Genomic DNA, 22,542 nt, shown 5'->3' with positions numbered 1-22,542 from the left:
CGAGTGACCGCATCATCGTGGCTGCTGGTGGCCCTTCCGGCTCTCGGCGCGCTCGTCCTGTTGCTGGCGGGCAAGCGTTCCCGGGCGTGGGGGCATCTGCTCGGCTGTGCCACCGTCACCCTGGCTTTCATCTACGGGCTGATCCTGTTCTTCAGCGCGAACACGAGCACGGCGACCGACGTCAAGGTGTACTCGTGGATCCCGGTCGGCCAGCTGCAGGTGGACTTCGGGCTGCGGATCGACGCGCTGTCGCTGACGTTCGTGCTGCTCATCACCGGCGTCGGCATGCTGATCCACTACTACTCGATCGGCTACATGGCCGACGACGAGGGCCGGTACCGCTTCTTCGCGTACCTCAACCTGTTCGTCGCGTCGATGCTGATCCTGGTGCTGGGCAACAGCTTCGTGACGCTGTACCTCGGCTGGGAGGGCGTGGGTCTCGCGTCCTACCTGCTCATCGGCTGGTACCAGGGCCGCCCGTCCGCCGCGACCGCGGCGAAGAAGGCGTTCCTGATGAACCGCGTCGGTGATGTCGGGCTCGCGCTGGCGATCTTCATCATGTTCAAGTACGCGGGCTCGACCGGCTACGCGCAGGTCTTCCAGGCGGTCGGCGACGGCAAGTTCTCGCCGGCGGCGATCACCGCGATGGCGATCCTGCTGCTGCTGGGCGCCTGCGGTAAGTCCGGCCAGTTCCCGCTGCAGGCGTGGCTACCGGACGCGATGGAGGGCCCGACCCCGGTGTCGGCCCTGATCCACGCGGCGACGATGGTGACCGCCGGCGTCTACCTGGTGGCCCGCTCGAAGGACATTTTCAACGCCACCGAAGACGGCCGTTTGATCGTGACGCTGGTCGGCACGGTGACGCTGTTGCTCGGGTGCATCATCGGCTGCGCGTACGACGACATCAAGAAGGTCCTCGCGTACTCGACGGTCAGCCAGATCGGCTACATGATGCTCGCCGTCGGCCTCGGGCCCATCGCGTACGCGCTGGGCATCATGCACCTGGTGGCGCACGGCTTCTTCAAGGCCGGGCTCTTCCTCGGGGCCGGGTCGGTCATGCACGGCATGAACGACGAGGTCGACATGCGGAAGTTCGGCGGCCTGCGCAAGAAGATGCCGATCACCTTCATCACCTTCGGCCTCGGCTACCTGGCCCTGATCGGCATCCCGCCGCTGTCGGGCTTCTTCACCAAGGACGCGATCATCGAAGCGGCGTTCAGCCAGGGCGGCTGGCGCGGCTGGGTCATGGGCGGCGCGGCGCTGCTCGGCGCCGGACTCACCGCCTTCTACATGACCCGCCTGATGGTGATGACGTTCTTCGGCAAGGAGCGCTGGAAGGACATCAACACAGCGTTGGAGCTCGATCCCGCAAGCGGATCTTCGGGCGACGGCCCACGGCCTTTCCACCCGCACGAGTCCAAGGCCGTCATGTGGGTCCCGATGGCCGTCCTGGCGGTCGGCTCGGTCGGCGCCGGCGCGTTCTTCGCCCTCGGTGACCGCTTCGCCGAGTGGCTGACCCCCTCGGTCGGCGAGCTGGTGGAGGAACACCACGCGCCGTTCGACGCCTGGGTGATCTCCGCGGCCGCGATCGTGTTCTCCGTGCTGGGCGTGCTGATCGCGTACCTGATCTTCCGCCGCGACGTCCCGGTCGAGCAGCCCCAGCGGGTCTCGTTCGTCACCCGGGCCGCGCGCAAGGACCTGTACGGCAACGCCCTCAACGAGACGCTGGTCGCCCGTCCCGGCACCTGGCTCTCGCGGGCGCTGGTGTTCGTGGACAACCGCGGCGTCGACGGCGCGGTCAACGGCCTGGCCGCCGGTCTCGGTGGCGGTTCCGGCCGGCTCCGGCGGCTCCAGACCGGGTTCGTCCGGTCCTACGCGCTGTCGATGCTGGGCGGCACGTTCCTGCTTCTGGCGGCTCTCCTGCTGGTGAGGTTCTCCTGATGACCTGGTTGCTCATCCTCATCCTGGTGCCGCTGGCCGGCTCCCTGGTGCTGGCGTTCCTCAAGGGGAACGACCGCGCCGCGGTGCTGGCCGCGCTGGGGTTCTCGATCCTCGAGTTCCTGCTGGTGATCCCGTTCTGGGCGAGCTACTCGCCGTCCGGCGCGCGGCTGCAGCAGACGTCGAGCTTCGACTGGATCCCCAGCTTCGGCGTGCACATCGCGTTCGGCACCGACGGCATCTCGCTGATCATGATCGCGGTGATCGCGCTGCTGGTGCCGATCGTCGTCGGCGGGCTCGGCACGCTGGACAAGCTGCCGCCGGGCCGCAGCGCGGGCGGGTTCCTCTCGCTGATCCTGCTGCAGGAGGCGCTCACGATCGGCGTGTTCGCCGCGACCGACGTCTTCCTGTTCTACGTGCTGTTCGAGATCATGCTGATCCCGATGTACTTCCTCATCGGCGGTTACGGCGGCGCGAACCGGCAGTACGCGGCGGTGAAGTTCTTCCTGTATTCGTTCCTCGGCGGCCTGATCATGCTGGCGTCGGCGATCGGGGCGTACTCGCTGGCGTCGGACAAGCTCGGCAAGGGCACGTTCGACTGGGCCACGCTGGTGACGGTCGTGCGCGACGCGCCGCTGTCCACGCAGATCTGGCTGTTCCTCGGCTTCTTCCTCGCCTTCGCGATCAAGGCGCCGCTGGTGCCGTTCCACACCTGGCTGCCGGACGCGGCGGGGGAGGCGCCGATCGGCGTCGCCGTCCTGCTGGTCGGCGTGCTGGACAAGGTCGGCACGTTCGGCTTCCTGCGCTACTGCCTGCCGATGTTCCCGGACGCGAGCAAGACGCTGGCGCCGCTGGTGCTGGTGCTCTCGGTGATCGGTGTCCTTTATGGATCGATCCTCGCGGCGGGGCAGCGGGACATGAAGCGGTTCATCGCCTACGTCTCGATCGCCCACTTCGGGTTCATCTCGCTCGGTATCTTCGCGTTCAACGAGCAGGCGATGGTCGGCTCGGCGACGTACATGCTCAACCACAGCATCGCGACCGGCATGCTGATCGTGGTGATCGGCCTGGTGATCGCGCGCGGCGGGTCTTCCCGCATTTCGGACTACGGCGGCATGGCGAAGGTGACCCCGTTGCTGGCCGGGCTGTTCCTGCTCGCGGGTCTGTCCACATTGTCCCTGCCGGGCACCAACTCGTTCGTCTCCGAGTTCCTGGTGCTGATCGGGGCGTTCGTGGACCAGCCGGTGTACACGATCCTCGCCACGGTGGGCATGGTCCTGGCCGCGGCGTACGTGCTTTGGCTCTACCAGCGCGTCATGCAGGGCCCCGTCCGCGGTGACGCCCTGATCGGCGTCGGCGGGGGCCCGGGTACGGCTCTCGCGCCGGAACTGGGCGCCAAGAAGGCGATTCGCGACCTTTCCGGTAGGGAGATCGCGATCCTCGCGCCGCTGGTCGTGCTGGTCCTCTTCCTCGGCTTCTACCCGAAGCCGGTGCTCGACACAGTCAGCCCGACGGTGCAGCAGACGCTGACCGCGGTCCAGGGAGGCAAGTAACCGTGCTCGACATCCTCCTGACGCAGGCGCCGGAGGCGGTGCAGGTGCCGTCGGTCGACTACCCGGCCGTGCTGCCGATGCTGATCGTCTTCGGCGCGGCGTGCGTGAGCGTGCTGGTCGAGGCGTTCGCGTCGAAGCGCTCGCGGTTCGGCCTGCAGGTCGGGCTGAGCCTGGCGGCGATCGTCGCGGCCGGCGTCAGCCTGGTCCTCTACGCGACGGGCAGCGCGCCCGCGGGCGGCGTCAAGACGTTCAGCGGAGCGATCTCGATCGACAAGCCGGCGCTGTTCCTCTGGGGCACGCTGCTGGCGCTGGCGGTCGGCGCGGTGCTGCTGGTTTCCGACCGCGTGGTCGAGCCGGGCGGCGCACTGGTCGCGCAGGCCGGCATCCGCCCGGGCACGGTCCAGGACCGCGCCCAGACGGCGACGGTCATGCAGACCGAGGTGTTCCCGCTGACGCTGTTCGCGCTCGGCGGCATGATGGCGTTCTGCGCGGCGAACGACCTGCTGACGATGTTCATCGCGCTGGAAGTGCTGTCGCTGCCGCTGTATCTGATGTGCGGCCTGGCCCGTCGTCGCCGGTTGTTGTCCCAGGAAGCGGCGGTCAAGTACTTCCTGCTGGGCGCGTTCTCGTCGGCGTTCTTCCTTTATGGACTGGCGCTCCTGTACGGCTACGCGAACTCGGTGAAGCTGGCGGACATCGCGGCCGCGGCGGCGGGTTCGGACCGCTCGGACACGCTGCTGTTCGCCGGGCTGGGTCTGCTGGTGGTCGGCCTGCTGTTCAAGGGTTCGGTCGGCCCGTTCCACACGTGGACCCCGGACGTGTACCAGGGCGCGCCGACACCGGTGACGGCGTTCATGGCGGCGTGCACGAAGGTCGCGGCGTTCGGCGGGATCCTGCGGGTGCTGTCGGTGGCGTTCTCGTCGACTTCGTGGGAGTGGCGCGGAGTCCTGTGGGGCGTGGCGATCATTTCGATGGTGATCGGCGCGGTGCTGGGTCTGACGCAGACGGACGTCAAGCGCATGGTGGCGTACTCGTCGATCGCGCACGCGGGCTTCCTGCTGGTGGGCGCGATCGCGATGACTCGCGATGGACTCTCCAGCACGCTGTTCTACTTGCTGGCGTACGGTTTCACGACGCTGGCGGCGTTCGGCGTGATCAGCCTGGTGCGCGATTCCTCGGGCGAGGCAACGCATCTCTCGGCGTGGGCCGGTCTGGCCAAGCGGTCGCCGTTGGTGGCCGGCGTGTTCACGTTCTTGCTCTTGGCTCTCGCGGGCATTCCGTTGACGTCCGGTTTCGTGGGGAAGTTCGTGGTGTTCTCGGCGGCGCTGTCGGACGGAATGGCGCCGTTGGTGGTCGTGGCGCTGGTGTTCAGCGCGGTGGCGGCGTTCTTCTACCTGCGGGTGATCGTGCTGATGTACTTCTCCGAGCCGGCGGCGGACGGGCCCTCGGTCTCGGTCCCGGGCTTCGGCACGGGAACGGCGATCTTCCTCGGCACGGCGGTGACGCTGGTGCTGGGCCTGGTCCCGGCGTTCGCGCTGGGCTGGGCCGGCGCGGGCGGTTTCGCTTCTTGAGGTTTTCTCTTCAGGCCGCCACCCCGTTCACTTGGGGGTGGCGGCCTTCAGTTTGTGGCTCAGCTGGCTGTTCTCCCCGGGGACGACGCTGATGTAGCCGTTCGCGAGGGCGATCCCGACGCGTCCTTCGTCGAGGTCGAGGTAGCTGACGGAGTTCTCGTCGGCGTACAGCTGCCCGAGGCCGAAGTGGGGCTGCTGAAAGAAGGCGTCGAGCTGCTGAGCCGCCCGGCTCCGCGCGGGGGCGTCGTCGAAGACGTCACTGACGGCCTGGGTGTCCTGGAACTCTTGTTGCGGCAGCGAAAAGGGCTTGATCGGCGCCGGACGGCACGGTGGTAGTTCGGCGACGAGGGCGTCGGCGGGATGGCTGTCGGGCGAGACACCAGTCAGTTCGACGTGTTCGCCCCGGCAGACCACGGTGACGGCGGTCCGCCCCCGCGAGGCGGTGAGAATTCCGATCTGCTCGGTGACGTCGCGGGCGTAGGCGTAGAACTGTTTTGAAGGCCGGTCGAGCAGGTGCAGAACGTCTTCGAATTCGGGCGTGAAGCGATCGCCTTGGGTGAAGCCGTATTCGCTGAGTTCTTCGAAGGCTTCCCGATTCACTCGCGCGGCCGCGGACGGCGGGACGTAGCGCAACCCACCGGCGAGGACCGGGTGCGGATCACCGCACCCGGTGGCGCGCATGGCGGTGAGCAGGGTGGTCAGCGAGAATCGTGCGTCGATCACTTCTTGGACCGGTTTTCGCCGATGACCGGGGGCATGGGCTTTTCGGTGAATCCGCCGAAGGTTTCGTCGGGATCGGGGTTGCGGAGGTAGGGGGCGGACTTCTTTTCCTTGTCTTCTTCTTTGCCGCCACGCCCGCCGGCGAGGCCGCCCATGGGCATGCCGTTGGCGCCTCGTGCACCAGCGGCGCCTCGGGCGGTGCCCCCGGGGAGCCGTTCTTCCGGCATACGGGCACCGGTGCCGGTGCCGGTGCCGCGTCCGCCGGTTCCTGCTCCTGGCCCTGCTCCTGTGCCGCGTCCTGTTCCGGTGCCTGGCCGGTAGCCGCTGCCGGTGTTACTGCCGTAGCCGCCGGTGCCGGGCCCGAAGCCGCCGGTGTAGCCACCGGTGCCGGGTCCGAAGGGGGCGTAGGTGTTGGCCCCGCCGAGGTTGCTGACGGACTGCCCGGTGGGCCCGAACTGATACCCGCCTTGAGCGGCGGGAGGCAGGACGGGCTTGGGGACGTAGCTGTTGGCGTGGGTGTTGTCGATGTTGGTGGTGCCGGGCTGTTGGACCTGGTTCTGGAACTGGTTTTGATTCTGGTTCTGAGCCTGGTTGGTGAACTGGTTTTGAACCTGGCGCTGTCCGGGTTGGACGGTCTGCCGGTCCTGCTGCGCCGGAATCCGAGTCTGGTTGGGATTCCGGGCCCACTCACCGGTATCGGTGGGTCCGGAGGTCTTGGATTGCGTGCCGTCCACGGGAGTGGTCATGGAGACGGGGGCACCGGAGCCGGCGAGTTGGGCGTACTGGGCGGGCATCTGACCGCCATTGGTGCTGCTGGCGGAGTGATAGGCGCTGAAGGCTTCGATGTTGGCCTGGCTGTCAGCCTGCCAGCCGGCGACCTTGGTGTCGTAGCCAGGCCCTTGCCCGGTGAAGACGTGAAGAACGTCCGCAGCGGTGATGGGCGGGGGCTGAGGAGCAACGGGCTTGACGGAGTTCTTTGCGGTCCCAAAGGCATCCATCTGAGCCCCGACGGCGGTCTGGGCAGTCTTGAGGTGAACGGCATCATCAGCGGCGGCTTGCACAAGGGGAAGGGTGGCGTCAGCGGCAGCTTCTCCAGCGCCACCCTGCCACCCGGACAGCGTCTTGGCGCGCAGGGCGCTGATCCGTTGGGCCCGTTCAACCATGCGCGTGGTCAGGTGTCCCGCGCTGTCCTGAGCATCAGCGAGCGAGCCGATGCCTTCGCCGCCAGTGATTTGTTCGTAGATTTGCGCTGCAGTCAGCGGGCCCTCGGTTGCCATTAGTTCGCTCCGCGGAGGTTGCCGAGCACCTGCGAAGCGATGTCGTGGGCCGCATCACAGGGATCTTTCTTGCCGATGTTGCCCTCGGACTGAGCAACGTGGATGTCGACTGCTTGGGTGTCGCTCACTCCCAGGGCCACAGCACAGCGGCCGCGAGTCGTTCGCTCGTCGTTCACGCCGTACGCGACAACTGGGAACCCGTCGATAGCTGCCAGGGGCTGGAAGAACCGGTACTGCTTGCCCTGGGCTGCATAGACACTGGTCAGACCGAGTTGGTCTGCATTGGTGAAGACGACTGTGACGCCTGCCTGGGAGACGCGAGGTGAATCCCAAGCACAACTGGGCCCGGCGGGCGCTTGCAAGTCGGATTTCCCAGAAACTCCGGGGCCGAGTAGCTCTGCGACCTGTGCGGCTTTCAGCGCATCACAGGGAGCCTGCTTGAATCGTGTCACATCAATCGGATTTGGCACCTTTGGTACTCCCGGACCTGGAACGGCGCTGCCGCTCTCCGGCGGGGTAGTCGTGCTAGCTGTATCGGTCGAAGGCGAGGGTGTACCCGGGTTCGTGGTCGAGCATGCCGTAATGGCGAGCAGCAATGCGCTGAGCATGAGGACGGTGCGGCGCATCAGAGACTGCCTCCGGCTTGCTTGATTTGGGTGGTCTGGTCGTCCTCGGCCCGCGCGTACTTTCCCAGAGCGGCCTTGAACTTGGCAGCCATACTCCGGCAGTACTCTTCGCGCTGGCTCAGTGTCTGGAGCAAAGCGTCGCCCGAACACTGAATCCTCTCCGCATTGCCACCGCTCGCGTACTCGGTGCCGGGGCCCTGAGTACGTGCGAGGATGACCGCGTACTCCTGGTCGAGCTTGAACTCGTTCGCCAGGTCGTTCCACTCGTGCATCAAGGCACGAAGCGTGGCCTCGTCGTACTGGAACCCCGCCCCGCCGCCGGCGGAAGCCCCACCGACCTCGCCCCCATAAGACCCCGCGGGTCGCGTAACCGGACGCAGCGGTGCCCGCCGTGTCCCATGCGGGTCATACACCTCAGACACCACAGAACCCCGTCGTCATCAGCTCTCCCCTAGCTCGCAGTGTGCTCCAACCCCAACACCCTGCGTATCCGACGGCCAGCACACTACCAGGGTTCCCACCCCGAAAAACCCGAACGACGAGGGCCGCGGCCGTCCTCTCGAGAACCTCCCCGGCCGCGGCCCTCGAAGCCGCTATGGCGTCGGTGAACAGGAAGTGTGACCCAGCACCACCTGGCCGCTCACCCCCGACGCCGGCAGGAAGTCGATCCGGAGCATCGTCAAGCCGATGCTCCCGTCGCCCGGGAGGTTCTGGATGTTGAACACCGCGTTCGCCAGCACCGTCCCGTTGGACTTCTTGATCGGCGACACGTATCCCACCGGGACCGGGCTCGGCGGGTTCGGGATGCCCGACATCCCGCCATAACTCCAGTTCGCGTTCGTCTGCGTCTGGGTCGCCACGCACTTCACCGTGAACGTCGACAGCTTGACGCGGGGGCCGCCCGCGCTCACCAGGGCCGACAGCTCGAAGTTCTTGCCCGTTGCCGTCGACGTCGTCGACGTCGCGTCCGTGTTCGGGTCCGTCACCGTTGTCGTGCAGGACGACGTCCCGCCGCCGAACGTGATGCCCGTCTTCGTCACCACCTGGGCCGTTGCGCTCGTCGGGCCTTCCACCGAACAGTGACCCTGCGTCGGCACCGTGATCGTCGAGCCCGCCTTCGTGAACGATGCCGAGCCGATGTTCGCCACGCCCGCCTGCGGCTCGGCCTGGGCCGGCGCGACGCCGGCGCACAGCCCGGCCACCAGCAGTGTTCCCGCGAGCCCGGCCCGCCCCGCGATCGTGTTGCGCATTCCGAGTCCTCCTTGAGTGATCTCCCTGGAGGCAATATCCGCCCGCCGGAGACGTCCGTTGCGCCCGAAAACGCTGATCACTCCTTCGGGGATCGCGAACCACCCGTCGGTGGCGGGGGCCCGGGTGTCGTGTTCGTCACCGTTTCCGCTGGACAGCGGGTAAACGACCGCGCGGGGTAGCCACTACGCTCAAGGCATAACCCGACCGGTGCACGAGTAGAGCGGAGCCGACGTGTCTGTGCCTTCCCCAGCCCCCGGGGCGGGATCCCTCCCCGCTGCGCCGGGTGGCGCCCTCGAGGACCTGCGCGCGTCGGTTGGCCTGCAGATCGCCGACGAGACCCTGCTGCGCGCCATCGCCGGCGGCCTGGCCGACGTCGAGAAGCTGCTGCGCGAGGTCGTCCGCAGCGACGTCCAAGCCGTCAACGACGCCGCGTTGCACCTGGTCGAGGCGGGGGGCAAACGTTTTCGCCCGCTCTTCACCCTGCTGTCCGCGCAGTTCGGGCCGAAGCAGGACGACCACGTCGTGATCGCCGCCGCCGCGGTCGAGCTGGTGCACCTCGCCACGCTCTACCACGACGACGTCATGGACGAGGCCGACATGCGCCGCGGCGCCGAGAGCGTCAACGCGCGCTGGGACAACACCATCGCCATCCTCACCGGCGACTTCCTCTTCGCGCACGCCTCGCGCCTGGTCGCCGACCTGGGGACGGACGCCGCGCGGATCATCGCCGAGACCTTCGGCGAGCTGGTTACCGGCCAGATGCGCGAGACCGTCGGCCCCGGACCGGGTGACGACGCCGTCGCGCACTACCTCACCGTGATCGCCCAGAAGACCGGCTCGCTGATCGCCACGTCGGGCCGCTTCGGCGGCATGATGTCCGGCGCCGCCGAGGAGCACATCCAGGCGCTGCGCCGCTTCGGCGACATCATCGGGACCGCGTTCCAGATCTCCGACGACATCATCGACATCGCCTCGCCGTCCGACGAGCTCGGCAAGGCGCAGGGCACCGACCTGCGGGAAGGCGTCCGGACGCTGCCCATGCTGTACGCGCTGGCCGACCCGGGGACCGACCCGCGCCTGATCGAGCTGCTGTCCGGCCCGATCGCCGACGACGACCTCGTCCGGGAGGCGCTGGAGCTGCTGCGGGCCAGTAGCGGACTCGAACGCGCACGCGTCACCCTTTCCGACTACGCTCAGCGCGCGCGAGCCGAGCTGGCCGCGTTGCCCGCGTCACCCGCCCGGGACGCGTGCGAGTCGGTCGCCGACTACCTGGTCGCGCGCACGCACTAAACAGGGGCTGGAAAGAGATGTCCATTTTCGGACAAGTTTGGCTGTGGAGTCTCGCGGCGTTCTTCGTCGGGGTGCTGCTCACCTGGCTGGTGCTGGTGCTGCCGCTCCGCAAGAGCGTCCGCAAGCTGGAGAGCTCGCTGGCGCAGGCCCACGCCGACGCCGCGCGCACGCCCGCGAACGCCGCCGGGCTGGCCACGCCGGGCACCGAGGTGTTCACCCGGCCGGAGCCGCGGCCCGAGCCGGTGCCGGCGCGCGAGGAGACCTCCTACCCCGGCACGCTGGTCGCCGCGGGGCCGTTCAACCGCGACGACGTCCACGACGACATCGACGCGGACTTCGCCGAGCTGGACTCGCAGGTACCGCCGGGGACGCACGACCCCGACCAGGCCTTCCGGCCGGAGCCGCAGCCGGAGCCGGAGGACGACGCCGCGTACCGGGCGTCGGAGACGCAGATCCTGCCTTCGCTCGCCCAGCCGGAGACCGACGACCCGTACCGCGCCGCCGCGACCGAGTACCTGGCGCCGGAGGAGGAGGCGGAGCCCGCGACGCCGGCGCTTTCGCGGCTCGAGCAGCAGCTCGACCCGGAGCCCGCCGCCGGTTCGCTCTTCCAGACCCCGGCGGACGAGCCGGTCCGGCAGGCGCCGGACTGGTTCGACGACGACGTGCCGTCCGAGCGGTCGGCGTTCGAGGAGCCGGTGGAGCGCACGCGCTACCTCGGTTCGGTCGGCGGCGAAGCCCCCGAAGCACCCGAAGCCCACGAAGAAGCCGAGGAGGCGCCGCAGCCGCAGTACGCGTTCGGCGGCGACGACGCGGCGAACGGCGACCTGGACGTGCCGCCGGAGACCCCGGCCGAGGCGACGCAGGTGCTGCCCAAGCGGCAGCCGCGCGAGGCGCTGCGCGGCGGGTTCGACTCGCCCCAGCCGATCCAGCCGTCGATGCGCACGGTCGAGCGGCGCGAGACCGACCTGGCCGGCGCCCACAGCGGTTCGCTGTTCGAGCCGTCGGTGCAGCCGAACCAGGCGGCCGTCGCGGCGCCGGAGCCGCCGCCCGCGCGGCAGGCGGCCGGCGACGCGGTGCCGCCCGGCCCGTTCGGCCCCGGCTCGGCGATGCCGCGGCCCGGCGGCGGCCGGCCGAGCGACGCGTTCGAGGTCAAGGCCAGCGTGACGGCATTGCGGTACTGCACCGAGGAATCGGCGCAGTTCCCGAAGATGGTGGCCGAGGTGTGGTTCCGCACCGCCGAAGACGCCGAGCGCGTCGGGTTCCGTCCGCTCAGCTGACGTCAGGCCGCCTGGAACAGGACCATTGCCGCGCCCCCGGGATCGGTGACGACGACCAGTGAGCCGACGGGGAGGTCGGTGCGTTCCCGCACCACCTTTCCGCCCAGCTGCACGGCTTTCGCCGCCGCGGCGTCCACATCGGACACCGGCGCGTAGGGCAGCCACTGCGGTGCGCGGTCGTCGTCCGGCGCCAGCTCGGTCAGCCCGCCCCAGGGTGCGCCGCCGTCGGTGAGCAGCGCGCCGGACGACTCCCAGCCCAGCAGGTCGGCGAAGAAGCGCTTGGTGCCGTCCACATCGGACGTCCGGACGTCGAAGAACACGAAAGGTCGCATGACCCAAAACTTAGGACACGTGTCCCAATTGAGCAAGCCCCCGAACCGACGAAGGCCGCCACGCACCAGGGCGTGGCGGCCTTCGGGGGACGAGAACTAAGCGACCGTCCAGGTGTCCTTGCCGCGCAGCAGGGCCTGCAGGTCCGGCGTGCGGGCCGCGCGGGCCTGCTCGACCTGGGCGCGGGCGCCGTCGTCGTACGTCGGGCGCTCGACCTGGCGGAGGATGCCCGTCGGGACGTGGTTGAGGTTCTGGTCGCCGAGGCGTGACAGCGCGAACGCGTACGACGTGTCGACGATCGACGGGTCGTGCACCACCACGTTGTCCTCGCCGATGTCGGCGACCTTGGCGACGTCCAGGCCGCCCCAGTCGCCGCGCTTGACGCCGAACTCCTGGTTGGGGCCGAAGCGGATCGGCTCGCCGGCGCGCAGCGGGATCAGCCGGGCAGCGGCCTCGTCGGCGTCCTTGAGGACGTCGAACGCGCCGTCGTTGAAGATCGGGCAGTTCTGGTAGATCTCCACCAGCGCCGACCCGCGGTGCTCGGCCGCGGCCTGCAGGACCTCGGTGAGGCCCTTGCGGTCGGAGTCCATCGCGCGGCCCACGAACGACGCTTCCGCGCCGATCGCCAGCGAGAGCGGGTTGAACGGCGTGTCCACCGACCCCATCGGCGTCGACTTCGTGACCATGCCCTGGCCCGACGTCGGGGAGTACTGGCCCTTGGTCAGGCCGTAGATCCGGTTGTTGAACAGCAGGATCTTGATGTTCACGTTGCGGCGCAGCGCGTGGATCAGGTGGTTGCCGCCGATGGACAGCGCGTCGCCGTCCCCGGTGACGACCCACACCGACAGGTCCGGGCGCGTGGTCGCGAGGCCCGTCGCGATCGACGGCGCGCGGCCGTGGATCGAGTGCATGCCGTAGGTGTTGAGGTAGTACGGGAAGCGCGACGAGCAGCCGATGCCCGAGATGAAGACGATGTTCTCGCGCTTGAGGCCGAGCGTCGGCAGGAACGACTGGACGGCGTTGAGGACGACGTAGTCGCCGCAGCCCGGGCACCAGCGGACTTCCTGGTCGGACTTGTAGTCCTTGGCCTTCTGCGGCTCGTCGGTCGTCGGCACAAGGTCGAGGCCGCCGACGGTCGGGAGCCCGATGTCGATCGCGGTCATTTCGCCGCCTCCGTAGTGATGATCTCCGCGAACAGGTTCTGCAGCTCTTCGGCCTTGAACGCCATGCCCGCGACCTTGGTGTGGCTGTGGACGTCGACCAGGTACTTCGCCCGCAGCAGCAGCGCGAGCTGACCCAGGTTCATCTCCGGCACCACGACCTTGTCGTAGCTGCGCAGGATGTCACCGAGGTTGGCCGGCAGCGGGTTGAGGTGCCGCAGGTGCGCCTGCGCGATCGGCATCCCGAGCTTGCGCACCCGGCGGCACGCGGCCCCGATCGGGCCGTAGGACGAACCCCAGCCCAGCGCCAGCACGCGTGCCTTGCCGCCGGACGGGTCGTCGACCACGACGTTCGGGACGTCGATACCGTCGATCTTGGCCTGCCGCAGCCGGACCATCTTGTCGTGGTTGGCGGGGTCGTAGGAGATGTGCCCGGTCTTGTCGGCCTTCTCCAGCCCGCCGATGCGGTGCTGCAGCCCCGGCGTGCCCGGGATCGCCCAGGCGCGGGCGAGCGTCTCGGGGTCGCGCACGTACGGCCAGAACTCGCCCGAGTCGTTGTCGGCGTTCGGCTCGGACGCGAAGTCGACGTGCAGGTCGGGCAGCGTCTCGACGTCCGGGATCAGCCACGGCTCGGAGCCGTTGGCGATCGCGCCGTCCGAGAGCAGCAGCACCGGGGTGCGGTACTTCAGCGCGATGCGGGTGGCCTCGACGGCCGCGTCGAAGCAGTCCGCGGGGGACAGCGGCGCGACGATCGGGACCGGCGACTCGCCGTTGCGGCCGAACATCGCCTGCAGCAGGTCGGCCTGCTCGGTCTTGGTCGGCAGGCCGGTCGACGGGCCACCGCGCTGGACGTCGATGACGACCAGCGGCAGCTCGACCATCACGCCGAGGCCGACGGCTTCGGACTTCAGCGCGACACCGGGGCCGGACGTCGAGGTGACGCCGAGCGCGCCGCCGTAGGACGCGCCCAGCGCGGCGCCGATGCCGGCGATCTCGTCCTCGGCCTGGAAGGTGATGATGCCGAAGTTCTTGTGCTTGGACAGCTCGTGGAGGATGTCCGACGCCGGGGTGATCGGGTACGTGCCGAGCAGGATCTGCAGGCCGGAGCGCTGCCCGGCGGCCACGATCCCGTAGGCGAGCGCGGTGTTGCCGGTGATCTGCCGGTAGGTGCCCTGCTTGAGCTTGGCCGGGGCGACCTGGAACGTCGTCGCGAACGACTCGGTGGTCTCGCCGTAGTTCCAGCCCGCCCGGAAGGCCAGGATGTTCGCCTCGGCGATGTCCGGCTTCTTCGCGAACTTCTCGCGCAGGAACTGCTCGGTGCCCTCGGTGGGCCGGTGGTACATCCACGACAGCAGGCCGAGCGCGAACATGTTCTTGCAGCGCTCGGCGTCCTTCTTGCCGAGGCCGGTGTCGGCGAGCGCGCCCTGCGTCAGCGTCGACATGGCGACCCGGTGCACCTGGTAGGGCGCGAGCGTGTCGTCGTCGAGCGGGTCGGTCGCGTAGCCGACCTTGGTCAGGTTGCGCTTGATGAAGTCGTCGGTGTTCAGGATGATCGTCCCACCGTGCGGGACGTCGCCGAGGTTCGCCTTGAGCGCGGCGGGGTTCATCGCCACCAGCACGTCCGGGCGGTCGCCGGGGGTGAGGATGTCGTAGTCGGCGAAGTGCACCTGGAAGCTCGAGACACCGGGGATGGTGCCCTGCGGCGCGCGGATCTCGGCGGGGAAGTTCGGCATCGTCGACAGGTCGTTGCCGAACGCGGCGGCCTCGGACGTGAAGCGGTCGCCGGTCAGCTGCATGCCGTCACCCGAGTCGCCGGCGAACCGGATCACGACCCGGTCCAGCTTGCTGACCTCGGTCGGCCTGGTCGCGGCGAGCGAGCCGTGACCAGCGCCGTTGCCGTTCGCACTCGTGCTCATGGGTCAGGGATTCCCTCTCTCCCGACGTTGCGGCCATCGGTCGCCTGCCCGGTGCAACGACACGCCGATCACCAGGCCCTACCACGAGGTTAGCTCGCGCTGAACAACGATGTTCCTAGAGACCCGGGGTCCGGAACGACCTCATAACTGCGCTGACGGTTCTTCTGTGCTGGTCCGACAAATACCTGTGACCGATGGTAACGGGTAGACCCCTGTCTTCGTTGTGACGCGGGTCTCGGACTCAGGGGTCCACCTGCTGGGATCAGGGGTGGGACCGGATCCGCGCCTGGATCGCCGCCAGCCGCTCGGCGAACTCGGGCGAGGCCAGCGACGCGAGCTGCGGCTGGATCTCGACGTCGACGGCGTCGGCGTGGGTGGCCAGCGAGGCGGTCGTCCGGAGGCTGCGCTTGGTGGCGAGCAGCGCCTCGCGCGGCGCGGCGACGGCGGGCGCGGCGAGCTCTTTCGCGGCGGTGACGACGTCGTTCTCGATGCTCAGTGCGAGCCCGGAGCGGACGGCGGCTTCGGCGTCGAGCGGCTGCCCGAACAACGTCATCGCGGCGGCCACCTGCGGGCCGGCCAGCCGCTGCGTCATCCACGTCATGCCGCCACCGGGGTGCAGCCCGAGCTCGAGGAACCGGGCGACGAACTTCGCGCGCGGCCCGGCCAGCCGGACGTCGGCGGCGAGGGCGAGGTTGAGCCCGGCCCCGACGGCGGCGCCGTTGACCGCGGCGATGGTGGGCAGGCCGCAGCGCGCGACAGCGAGGAAGCCTTCGTAGATGGCGCGCAGGCCGGCCTCGTCGGCTTGGCCGAGCGCGGATAGGTCGGCGCCGGCGCAGAAGGCAGGCGGCGTACCGGTGACGACGACGGCGTGGACGGTTTCGTCGCGTTCCGCGGCTTCGACGGCGGCGGCGAGCTGGGCGGAGAGCTCGAGGGTGAGCGCGTTGCGGCTGCCGGGGGCGTCGACGGTCAGCAGCGCGATGCCGGCCGAGTGCTCGCTGACGATGCTGTCGGTCATCGGGTCAGGGTATTAGTGGGGTATGGGGGAAGTGCTGGTGGTGCTGGTCGGCAACCTGCTGACGATGATCGACATGTCGGAGCTGTTCGGCGGCCGTCGCCGGAGGGCCCGGGCGGCGGCTTTCGCGCGGGGTTCGCGGGTGTCGGTGCCTTGCGTGGTGCGGTCGGAGGAGCTGACGTCGGGTCGTGAACAGCGCGGCTGGATCGGGGTTGGCGAGGGGCCGGCGACGTGGCGGGTCCCGGGCGGTTCGCCGGTGGCGTTCGAGCCGGGGGAGTTGACGATGCAGGCGGTGGATCGGCAGTCGGTGACGTTCCACGCGGCGGGTGGGCGGACGGAGCTGCGGCTGCACCCGGATGAGGCGCCGCTGGTGCTGCGGGCGTTGGCGGGTTGAGGGTGGCCTCCGGCCCCGGTCGCCAGAGTAGTGGCGAGGGCGGACAGTTTCGCGCTCTCGGCGGCTCGGAGCCGCCGTTGCTCCCCAACCTGCCGGGTCTGTGGATAGCCGGGGGCATCGGCCGCGCAGCAGCCCGAAACCGTCGGTCCCCGCCACTAAGCTGGAAGACGGGGGCCGGAGGCGTCACCCCTCCGGCGTAGGCGGTCGCTCCAGCAGCCGTGACAACACGACCGTCGACACCGTCCGGTCCACGATCTCCAACCCGCGCAGCCGCTCCAGCGCCGTCTCCAGGTGGTGGATGTCCGCCGCCCGCAAGTGGACGATCGCGTCCGCCGCCCCCGACACCGTGTAGGCCGCGACCACTTCGGGCAGCGGCTCCAACCGCGCTCGGATCCGGGCCGGCGTGATGTTGCCCTGGCACGTGACCTCGACGAACGCCTCCGTGCCCCAGCCCAGCGCCTCCGGGTCGACCACCGCCGTGAAGCCCCGCAGGATCCCCGTTTCCAGCAGCCGGTCGACGCGCCGCTTCACCGCCGGCGCGGACAGGCCGACCACCTTGCCGATCTCCGCGTAGCTGCTTCGCGCGTTCGCCACGAGACACGAAACGATTCGCTGGTCGATGGTGTTCACACGCAACAGATAGCACAGATGCACGCAGCGAACAGCGATTGATTGCGATATTAGGCGCGCCTTACCCTGCAACCATGCAGGAGATGCGCGTACCGACCACCCGTCGATACCTCATGTGTCCCCCACGCCACTTCGCGGTGGACTACGTGATCAACCCCTGGATGGACCCGACCCAGCCGGTCAGCGCCGAGGTCGCCATGGCGCAGTGGACCGAGCTGCGCGACACCTACCGCCGCCTCGGCCACACCGTCGAGGAGATCGACGCCCAGCCCGGCCTGCCCGACATGGTCTTCGCCGCGAACTCCGGCACCGTCGTCGACGGCCGCGTGCTCGGCTCGCGGTTCCGCGCGCCGCAGCGGGCCGCCGAGGCCGAGCACTTCCGCCGCTGGTTCGTCGAGCACGGCTACCGCGACATCACCATGCCCGAGAAGATCAACGAGGCCGAGGGCGACTTCGCCTGGACGGGCACCCTGCTGCTCGCCGGCACCGGCTTCCGCACCGACCCGGCCGCGCACGCCGAAGCCCAGGAAGTCCTCGGCGTCCCGGTCGTCTCGCTGCACCTGGTCGACCCGCGCTACTACCACCTCGACACCGCGTTGTTCGTCCTCGCCGAGGCGACGGACACCACGCGCGCGCAGATCGTCTACTACCCCGAGGCGTTTTCGGCCGGTTCGCGACGCGTGCTCGAGCGGCTGTTCCCGGACGCCGTGCTCGCGACGCGTGAGGACGCCGAGTGCTTCGGCCTCAACGGCGTGTCCGACGGCCGCAACGTCGTCCTGCCCGTCGAGGCCACCCGGCTGGGTGAACTCCTCGCCGATCGTGGCTACGAGCCGGTCTACGTCGACATCTCCGAGCTGCGAAAAGCCGGCGGCGGCCCGAAGTGCTGCACCCTGGAAATCCGCAAAGGGTGAACAACGCCGAAAACCTGTAACTCACCCGTTTGCCACCGCGATTAGTCGAAGTAACAAATCGACTACTCGCGGTGGCAGGCGGTGGGAATGGTGGCGGTGAACCTCGCTCTGCACGGGATCGGCCGGCCGGCCCGGCAGCTCGACCCCGGCGAGGACGAGCGCTGGGTGACGGTCGAGCAGTTCGAGCAGGTGCTGGACGCCGTCGCCGAGCGCGACGACGTCCACCTCACGTTCGACGACGGCAACGAGTCCGACGTCGAGATCGCCCTGCCGCGGCTCGTCGACCACGGGCTGACGGCGGAGTTCTTCCCGCTCGCCGGCCGCCTCGGGCAGCGCGGCTACCTCGACCGCGACGGCCTGCGCGAACTCACCCGCGCCGGCATGGAGATCGGCTCGCACGGCTGGGAGCCGCGCGACTGGCGCCGCCTCGACGACCGCCAGGCGAGCCGCGAACTGACCGAGGCCCCGAAGCTCCTCGGCGACCTGTGCGGCCGCCCGGTCCGGCGGTACTCGCTGCCGTTCGGCGCGTACGACCGCCGCGTGCTGACGCGGTTGCGGCAGGCGGGCGCGACGCGCGTCTACACGAGCGGCGGCGGTCCGGCGAGCCGCGACGGCTGGCTGCGGGCGCGCACCGAGCTTCGCCACGACCTCGACGGCGAAACCCTCGACGGCGTGCTCGCGGCCGGCCGGCGGCGGGGGAACTGGGCGGGCCGCCTGTTCCGCCGCGGCTGAAGATCCGTCCCGGTGATCGGCACGGCGAACGGGACCGGTTTCCGCGCCCGCGCCCGGTGAGCAGCGTTTTCGTCAAGACCGGCCGCATGATGGGAAATTCCCGCACCGGAACCTCTTGTCCGGACCACCGCCCGGGTGCATCCTGGTCGCCTCGCCGCCGTAAGGAAAGTTTCCTAACTAAAGGGAGCAACCAGGAATGCGGAAACTGATCCTGCTCGCGACCATGGCGCTCGCCGCGGCCGTGCTGCCCTCGGCCCTCGCGCAAGCGGCCCCGGCGCCGGCCCCCGTCGCGCCCGCCACCACCGCGGCCGCCCCGACCGCGGCCCAGCTGCTCGCGAAGACGAACAGCTGCAAGCAGATCTCCAACGGCAAGTACAAGACCGACGAGGACGTCTCGGCCAAGACGGTCGCCGTCTGCGACGCGAACGGCGCGGTCTTCTGGAAGGCCGACATGGACATCGACTGCGACGGCCAGCGCAGCACGCAGTGCAACGAGGACACCGACTGCTGCTACCAGGACGACACGGCGTTCCACCAGTCCGACGGCAAGCCGCTCAACGCCGCGAAGCTGCCCTACATCGTCGTGCCGAGCTCGAGCAGCATCTGGAAGTACACCTCGTCGCAGCTGAAGGGCGGGGGCTCCTGCGCGGTGATCTACAACGGCAAGGTCGAGTACGCGGTCATCGGCGACACCGGCCCGTCGCAGATCATCGGTGAAGCCTCGTACGCGACGGCGAAGGACCTCGGCATCAACCCCGACCCGTCCAACGGCGGCACCGACTCCGGCGTCACCTACATCTGCTTCAAGAACTCGACGGTCTCCCCGATCGAGAACCACGCGAACGCGGTGAGCAAGGGCCAGAGCCTCGCCTCCACGTTCGTCAACAACAACTGACCGCACGCGAGCCGGGGCCGATCCGTTCAAGACGCGGACCGGCCCCGGCTGCTGTGCTGGGGGACATGAGCAAGGAACTGCGGAAACTCGCCAACATCGGACCCGCGATGGTCCGCGACTTCGCGCGCCTCGGCATCACCGAACCCGCGCAGCTGGCCGGCCGCGACGCCGTCGAGCTGTACGAACGGCTCTGCGAGATGGACGGCGTGCGGCACGACCCCTGCGTCCTCGACACGTTCATGTCGGCCGTCGACCAAGCCGACGGCGCGCCGCCGCGGCCGTGGTGGACCTACACCCCGGAACGGAAACGCCTTTTCGGGACCCGCTGACGACAATCGCGCCGACCGTGTCGATCACCCACGGCAAGATGCATTTCGAGACCCGATTTTTACGCGAAAACCGTTACGCCTGACGGCGGACTCACCTTTTACGCCGTTCGCCGCCCTCCCGGTAACGATCCAAGGGGCCACGCCGACCAACTTGAGGGTCGCGCGGAATAGCGGAGGTTTGGCGTGAAGATCAGTGTCTTCGGGCTCGGTTACGTGGGCTGTGTCTCCGCCGCGTGCCTGGCGGGGCAGGGGCACCGGGTGGTCGGCGTGGACGTCAACCCGGTCAAGATCGACCTCATCATCCAGGGCAAGGCCCCGGTGGTCGAGGAGCGGATCGGCGAGCTGACCGCCGAAGTCGTCGCGAGCGGGGCACTGAGAGCCACGACCGACGTCGCGGAAGCCGTCGCCGACAGCGAGATCTCGCTGGTCTGCGTCGGCACGCCGTCGGCGCCGAACGGCAGTCTCTCCACGGTCTACCTCGAGCGGGTCGCCGAGGAGATCGGTGAAGCGCTCGCGGAGAAGAGCGAGCGGCACACCGTCGTCTTCCGCAGCACGATGCTGCCGGGCACCTGCCTCGACCTGCTGGTCCCGATCCTGGAGAAGTCCTCGGGCCGCACGGCCGGCGTCGACTTCGGCGTCGCGGTGAACCCCGAGTTCCTGCGCGAGGGCACCAGCGTCCGCGACTTCTTCGACCCGCCGAAGACCGTCATCGGCGAGATCGACGCCGCGAGCGGGGACGCCGTCGCCGGGCTGTACGAGGGGCTGCCCGGCCCGGTGTTCCGCGTGCCGATCCCGGTCGCGGAGATGACGAAGTACGCCGACAACTCCTTCCACGGCCTGAAGATCGGCTTCGCGAACGAGCTCGGCTCGATCTGCCGCGCGCTCGGCCTCGACTCGCACCAGGTGATCGACGTCTTCCTCGCCGACACCAAGCTCAACATCAGCCCGGCCTACCTCAAGCCCGGGTTCGCGTTCGGCGGCTCGTGCCTGCCGAAGGACCTGCGCGGGCTGGTCTACGCCGCGCACCGCGCCGACGTCAGCGTGCCGATCCTCTCGCACGTGCTCGCCTCCAACGACGACCACCTGCAGCGGGCGTTCGACCTGGTCGCGCGCACCGGCAAGCGCAAGGTCGGGCTGTTCGGGCTGTCGTTCAAGCCGGGCACCGACGACCTGCGCGAGTCCCCGCTGGTCGAGCTGGCCGAGAAGCTGCTCGGCAAGGGCTACGACCTCAAGATCTACGACGCGAACGTCAGCCTCTCGCGGCTGATGGGCGCCAACCGCGAGTACATCGAGGGGCGCCTGCCGCACCTCGGCCAGCTGCTCGCCGGGTCCGTCGGAGAAGTGATGGACCACGCCGACGTCCTGCTCGTCGGCACCAAGGACCCGGACGTCCTGGCGGCGCTGCCGCGCGGCGGCGACCGGGAGATCGTCGACCTCGTCCGCCTGCCCGACGCCGCCGAGCGTCGCCTTGAAGAGGGATACGCCGGCCTTGCCTGGTAAAGCGCTCATCCTCGTCGAAAATCTCTCCGTCCCGTTCGACCGGCGCGTGTGGCAGGAGTCCACGACCCTGCGCGACGCCGGGTGGGAAGTCCACGTGATCTGCCCGCAGGGCACGAAGCGCGACACCGAGGCCGAAGCCGTCGTCGACGGCGTCCACATCCACCGCTACCCGCTGAAGGCGGCGACCGGCGGCCCCGCCGGCTACCTGCAGGAGTACGGCAGCGCGCTGTGGCACACGCTGCGGCTGGCCCGCAAGGTCGGGCCGGTCGACGTCGTGCACGCCTGCAACCCGCCGGACCTGCTGTACCTGGTCGCGAAGGTGCTCAAGCGCCAGGGCGCGCGGTTCGTCTTCGACCAGCACGACCTCTGCCCGGAGCTGTACCTCTCGCGGTTCGACCGCGGGCAGGACCTGCTCTACCGCGGGGTGTGCGCGCTCGAACGCGCCACCTACCGCGCCGCCGACGTCGTGATCTCGACGAACGAGAGCTACAAGCAGGTCGCCCGGATCCGCGGCGGCAAGAAGCCCGAGGACGTCTTCGTGGTGCGCAGCGCCCCGGTCGTCGAGCGGTTCCACGAAGTTCCCGTCGAGCCCGAGCTGAAGAAGGGCAAGCCGCATCTGCTCGCCTACCTCGGCGTGATGGGCCCGCAGGACGGCGTCGACTACGCGTTGCGCGCGCTCGCGAAGCTGCGGGACGAGGTCGGGCGCACCGACTGGCACGCGGTGTTCGTCGGCTCCGGCGACGCCTTCGACGACATGGTCGCCCTGTCGGCGAAGCTCGGGCTGGCCAACCAGGTCGAGTTCACCGGCCGGATCCCCGACGAGGACCTGGTCCGCTACCTGTCCACCGCCGACGTCTGCCTGTCGCCGGACCCACTGAACCCGCTCAACGACGTCTCCACGATGAACAAGGTCATGGAGTACATGGCGATGAGCAAGCCGATCGTCTCGTTCGAGCTGCGCGAGGCGCGCGTCTCGGCCGGCGACGCGGCGGTCTACGCCCCGGCCAACGACGAGTCGGCGTTCGCGAAGCTCGTGTCGCAGCTGCTCGACGACCCGGAGGAGCGGGTCCGGATGGGCAAGCTCGGCCAGGCTCGGGTCGCCGGCGCGCTTTCGTGGGAGAACTCGGCGAAGAACCTGCTCGCCGCATATGAGCACGCTGTGAAGTCCTGATCGCCGTTCGGTCAAGAAGTCACCGGACGTGTAACCAAAGCTCCCGGTCCGACGACGGT

General features: G+C 69.2%; 22 protein-coding genes. 12 read left to right on the top strand and 10 right to left on the bottom strand.

The features are described 5' to 3' along the window. The first annotated feature begins 3 nt into the window (after window positions 1–3). Genes nuoL through nuoN form a run of 3 tightly spaced genes read left to right on the top strand, consistent with a single transcriptional unit; the run spans window position 4 to window position 5,062 of the window. On the top strand, window positions 4–1,941 hold the full coding sequence (nuoL, locus tag ABFJ78_RS41720) for an NADH-quinone oxidoreductase subunit L (protein ID WP_436392970.1): 1,938 nt from the start codon (window positions 4–6) through the stop codon (window positions 1,939–1,941). Beyond that, window positions 1,941–3,491 (top strand): NADH-quinone oxidoreductase subunit M, encoded by a 1,551-nt coding sequence (locus tag ABFJ78_RS41715; RefSeq protein ID WP_436392969.1) that lies wholly within the window; start codon window positions 1,941–1,943, stop codon window positions 3,489–3,491. Before nuoL ends, ABFJ78_RS41715 begins: the two co-directional genes overlap by 1 nt. Before the next feature lie 2 nt (window positions 3,492–3,493). Then, complete coding sequence (gene nuoN, locus ABFJ78_RS41710; RefSeq protein WP_436392968.1) at window positions 3,494–5,062, top strand: NADH-quinone oxidoreductase subunit NuoN; 1,569 nt, start codon at window positions 3,494–3,496, stop codon at window positions 5,060–5,062. A gap of 27 nt (window positions 5,063–5,089) precedes the next feature. Here the strand turns inward: nuoN and ABFJ78_RS41705 are convergent, their stop codons facing one another. The 5 genes from ABFJ78_RS41705 to ABFJ78_RS41685 all read right to left on the bottom strand — a co-directional run bounded on the left by ABFJ78_RS41705 (window position 5,090) and on the right by ABFJ78_RS41685 (window position 8,935). After that, on the bottom strand, window positions 5,090–5,785 hold the full coding sequence (locus ABFJ78_RS41705) for an ESX secretion-associated protein EspG (RefSeq protein ID WP_436392967.1): 696 nt from the start codon (window positions 5,783–5,785) through the stop codon (window positions 5,090–5,092). After that, a complete protein-coding gene (locus ABFJ78_RS41700) occupies window positions 5,782–7,059 on the bottom strand; it encodes a PPE domain-containing protein (RefSeq protein ID WP_436392966.1) in 1,278 nt (425 codons plus the stop codon). The genes ABFJ78_RS41705 and ABFJ78_RS41700 overlap by 4 nt, the downstream gene beginning before the upstream one ends. Then, on the bottom strand, window positions 7,059–7,685 hold the full coding sequence (locus ABFJ78_RS41695) for a DUF3558 domain-containing protein (RefSeq protein WP_436392965.1): 627 nt from the start codon (window positions 7,683–7,685) through the stop codon (window positions 7,059–7,061). Before ABFJ78_RS41695 ends, ABFJ78_RS41700 begins: the two co-directional genes overlap by 1 nt. Continuing rightward, window positions 7,685–7,957 (bottom strand): hypothetical protein, encoded by a 273-nt coding sequence (locus ABFJ78_RS41690; RefSeq protein WP_436392964.1) that lies wholly within the window; start codon window positions 7,955–7,957, stop codon window positions 7,685–7,687. Before ABFJ78_RS41690 ends, ABFJ78_RS41695 begins: the two co-directional genes overlap by 1 nt. A gap of 321 nt (window positions 7,958–8,278) precedes the next feature. After that, window positions 8,279–8,935 carry a hypothetical protein gene (locus tag ABFJ78_RS41685; RefSeq protein ID WP_436392963.1) on the bottom strand — a complete coding sequence of 219 codons (657 nt, stop codon included), beginning with the start codon at window positions 8,933–8,935 and terminating at the stop codon, window positions 8,279–8,281. Window positions 8,936–9,173: 238 nt separating this feature from the next. On the opposite strand from ABFJ78_RS41685, the gene ABFJ78_RS41680 reads away from it, so the two are divergent. Beyond that, window positions 9,174–10,226 (top strand): polyprenyl synthetase family protein, encoded by a 1,053-nt coding sequence (locus tag ABFJ78_RS41680; RefSeq protein ID WP_436393039.1) that lies wholly within the window; start codon window positions 9,174–9,176, stop codon window positions 10,224–10,226. Window positions 10,227–10,243: 17 nt separating this feature from the next. Then, on the top strand, window positions 10,244–11,503 hold the full coding sequence (locus tag ABFJ78_RS41675; protein WP_436392962.1) for a sunset domain-containing protein: 1,260 nt from the start codon (window positions 10,244–10,246) through the stop codon (window positions 11,501–11,503). A gap of 2 nt (window positions 11,504–11,505) precedes the next feature. Here the strand turns inward: ABFJ78_RS41675 and ABFJ78_RS41670 are convergent, their stop codons facing one another. The 4 genes from ABFJ78_RS41670 to ABFJ78_RS41655 form a co-directional block, all read right to left on the bottom strand. Beyond that, complete coding sequence (locus ABFJ78_RS41670) at window positions 11,506–11,835, bottom strand: VOC family protein (protein WP_436392961.1); 330 nt, start codon at window positions 11,833–11,835, stop codon at window positions 11,506–11,508. Between the two features lie 96 nt (window positions 11,836–11,931). Beyond that, entirely contained in the window at window positions 11,932–12,996 is a 1,065-nt protein-coding gene (locus ABFJ78_RS41665; RefSeq protein WP_436392960.1) for a 2-oxoacid:ferredoxin oxidoreductase subunit beta, read from the bottom strand. Beyond that, window positions 12,993–14,909, bottom strand: coding sequence for a 2-oxoacid:acceptor oxidoreductase subunit alpha (locus ABFJ78_RS41660; protein ID WP_436392959.1), 1,917 nt, complete (start codon window positions 14,907–14,909; stop codon window positions 12,993–12,995). Before ABFJ78_RS41660 ends, ABFJ78_RS41665 begins: the two co-directional genes overlap by 4 nt. Before the next feature lie 262 nt (window positions 14,910–15,171). Further along, complete coding sequence (locus ABFJ78_RS41655; RefSeq protein ID WP_436392958.1) at window positions 15,172–15,924, bottom strand: enoyl-CoA hydratase; 753 nt, start codon at window positions 15,922–15,924, stop codon at window positions 15,172–15,174. Window positions 15,925–15,946: 22 nt separating this feature from the next. Between ABFJ78_RS41655 and ABFJ78_RS41650 the strand changes: the two genes are divergently transcribed. Continuing rightward, window positions 15,947–16,315 carry a hypothetical protein gene (locus tag ABFJ78_RS41650; protein WP_436392957.1) on the top strand — a complete coding sequence of 123 codons (369 nt, stop codon included), beginning with the start codon at window positions 15,947–15,949 and terminating at the stop codon, window positions 16,313–16,315. A gap of 183 nt (window positions 16,316–16,498) precedes the next feature. Here ABFJ78_RS41650 and ABFJ78_RS41645 read toward each other — a convergent pair whose 3' ends face one another. Beyond that, window positions 16,499–16,945 carry an Lrp/AsnC family transcriptional regulator gene (locus tag ABFJ78_RS41645; RefSeq protein WP_086676042.1) on the bottom strand — a complete coding sequence of 149 codons (447 nt, stop codon included), beginning with the start codon at window positions 16,943–16,945 and terminating at the stop codon, window positions 16,499–16,501. Between the two features lie 83 nt (window positions 16,946–17,028). Here ABFJ78_RS41645 and ddaH point away from each other — a divergent pair, with 83 nt between their 5' ends. The 6 genes from ddaH (at window position 17,029) to ABFJ78_RS41615 (ending at window position 22,483) form a co-directional block, all read left to right on the top strand. Beyond that, window positions 17,029–17,856 carry a dimethylargininase gene (gene ddaH, locus ABFJ78_RS41640; protein WP_436393038.1) on the top strand — a complete coding sequence of 276 codons (828 nt, stop codon included), beginning with the start codon at window positions 17,029–17,031 and terminating at the stop codon, window positions 17,854–17,856. 87 nt (window positions 17,857–17,943) lie between these two features. After that, the gene (locus ABFJ78_RS41635) at window positions 17,944–18,588 is read left to right on the top strand and encodes a polysaccharide deacetylase family protein (protein WP_436393037.1); all 645 of its coding nucleotides are present in this window, start codon (window positions 17,944–17,946) and stop codon (window positions 18,586–18,588) included. A gap of 196 nt (window positions 18,589–18,784) precedes the next feature. Beyond that, complete coding sequence (locus ABFJ78_RS41630) at window positions 18,785–19,483, top strand: glycoside hydrolase family 75 protein (RefSeq protein WP_436392956.1); 699 nt, start codon at window positions 18,785–18,787, stop codon at window positions 19,481–19,483. A gap of 65 nt (window positions 19,484–19,548) precedes the next feature. Then, window positions 19,549–19,812 carry a helix-hairpin-helix domain-containing protein gene (locus ABFJ78_RS41625; RefSeq protein ID WP_436392955.1) on the top strand — a complete coding sequence of 88 codons (264 nt, stop codon included), beginning with the start codon at window positions 19,549–19,551 and terminating at the stop codon, window positions 19,810–19,812. A 183-nt stretch (window positions 19,813–19,995) separates the two neighbouring features. Next, a complete protein-coding gene (locus tag ABFJ78_RS41620; RefSeq protein ID WP_436392954.1) occupies window positions 19,996–21,312 on the top strand; it encodes a nucleotide sugar dehydrogenase in 1,317 nt (438 codons plus the stop codon). Beyond that, window positions 21,302–22,483 (top strand): glycosyltransferase family 4 protein, encoded by a 1,182-nt coding sequence (locus tag ABFJ78_RS41615; protein ID WP_436392953.1) that lies wholly within the window; start codon window positions 21,302–21,304, stop codon window positions 22,481–22,483. The genes ABFJ78_RS41620 and ABFJ78_RS41615 overlap by 11 nt, the downstream gene beginning before the upstream one ends. The last annotated feature ends 59 nt before the right edge of the window (window positions 22,484–22,542 follow it).

The sequence above is a fragment of the Amycolatopsis sp. MEPSY49 genome, from assembly GCF_051337345.1.
Lineage (GTDB): Bacteria > Actinomycetota > Actinomycetes > Mycobacteriales > Pseudonocardiaceae > Amycolatopsis.
This window is presented reverse-complemented; position numbering and strand designations above follow the sequence as displayed.

Excerpts from the sequence above, each read along its gene's own strand:
- ABFJ78_RS41695 (WP_436392965.1), bottom strand. The coding sequence starts at position 7,685 with ATGCGCCGCACCGTCCTCATGCTCAGCGCATTGCTGCTCGCCATTACG.
- ABFJ78_RS41715 (WP_436392969.1), top strand. The coding sequence starts at position 1,941 with ATGACCTGGTTGCTCATCCTCATCCTGGTGCCGCTGGCCGGCTCCCTG.
- ABFJ78_RS41665 (WP_436392960.1), bottom strand. The coding sequence starts at position 12,996 with ATGACCGCGATCGACATCGGGCTCCCGACCGTCGGCGGCCTCGACCTT.
- ABFJ78_RS41660 (WP_436392959.1), bottom strand. The coding sequence starts at position 14,909 with ATGAGCACGAGTGCGAACGGCAACGGCGCTGGTCACGGCTCGCTCGCC.
- ABFJ78_RS41655 (WP_436392958.1), bottom strand. The coding sequence starts at position 15,924 with ATGACCGACAGCATCGTCAGCGAGCACTCGGCCGGCATCGCGCTGCTG.
- ABFJ78_RS41625 (WP_436392955.1), top strand. The coding sequence starts at position 19,549 with ATGAGCAAGGAACTGCGGAAACTCGCCAACATCGGACCCGCGATGGTC.
- ABFJ78_RS41630 (WP_436392956.1), top strand. The coding sequence starts at position 18,785 with ATGCGGAAACTGATCCTGCTCGCGACCATGGCGCTCGCCGCGGCCGTG.
- ABFJ78_RS41700 (WP_436392966.1), bottom strand. The coding sequence starts at position 7,059 with ATGGCAACCGAGGGCCCGCTGACTGCAGCGCAAATCTACGAACAAATC.
- ABFJ78_RS41685 (WP_436392963.1), bottom strand. The coding sequence starts at position 8,935 with ATGCGCAACACGATCGCGGGGCGGGCCGGGCTCGCGGGAACACTGCTG.
- ddaH (WP_436393038.1), top strand. The coding sequence starts at position 17,029 with ATGCGCGTACCGACCACCCGTCGATACCTCATGTGTCCCCCACGCCAC.
- ABFJ78_RS41690 (WP_436392964.1), bottom strand. The coding sequence starts at position 7,957 with ATGCACGAGTGGAACGACCTGGCGAACGAGTTCAAGCTCGACCAGGAG.
- ABFJ78_RS41670 (WP_436392961.1), bottom strand. The coding sequence starts at position 11,835 with ATGCGACCTTTCGTGTTCTTCGACGTCCGGACGTCCGATGTGGACGGC.
- ABFJ78_RS41650 (WP_436392957.1), top strand. The coding sequence starts at position 15,947 with ATGGGGGAAGTGCTGGTGGTGCTGGTCGGCAACCTGCTGACGATGATC.
- ABFJ78_RS41635 (WP_436393037.1), top strand. The coding sequence starts at position 17,944 with ATGGTGGCGGTGAACCTCGCTCTGCACGGGATCGGCCGGCCGGCCCGG.
- ABFJ78_RS41675 (WP_436392962.1), top strand. The coding sequence starts at position 10,244 with ATGTCCATTTTCGGACAAGTTTGGCTGTGGAGTCTCGCGGCGTTCTTC.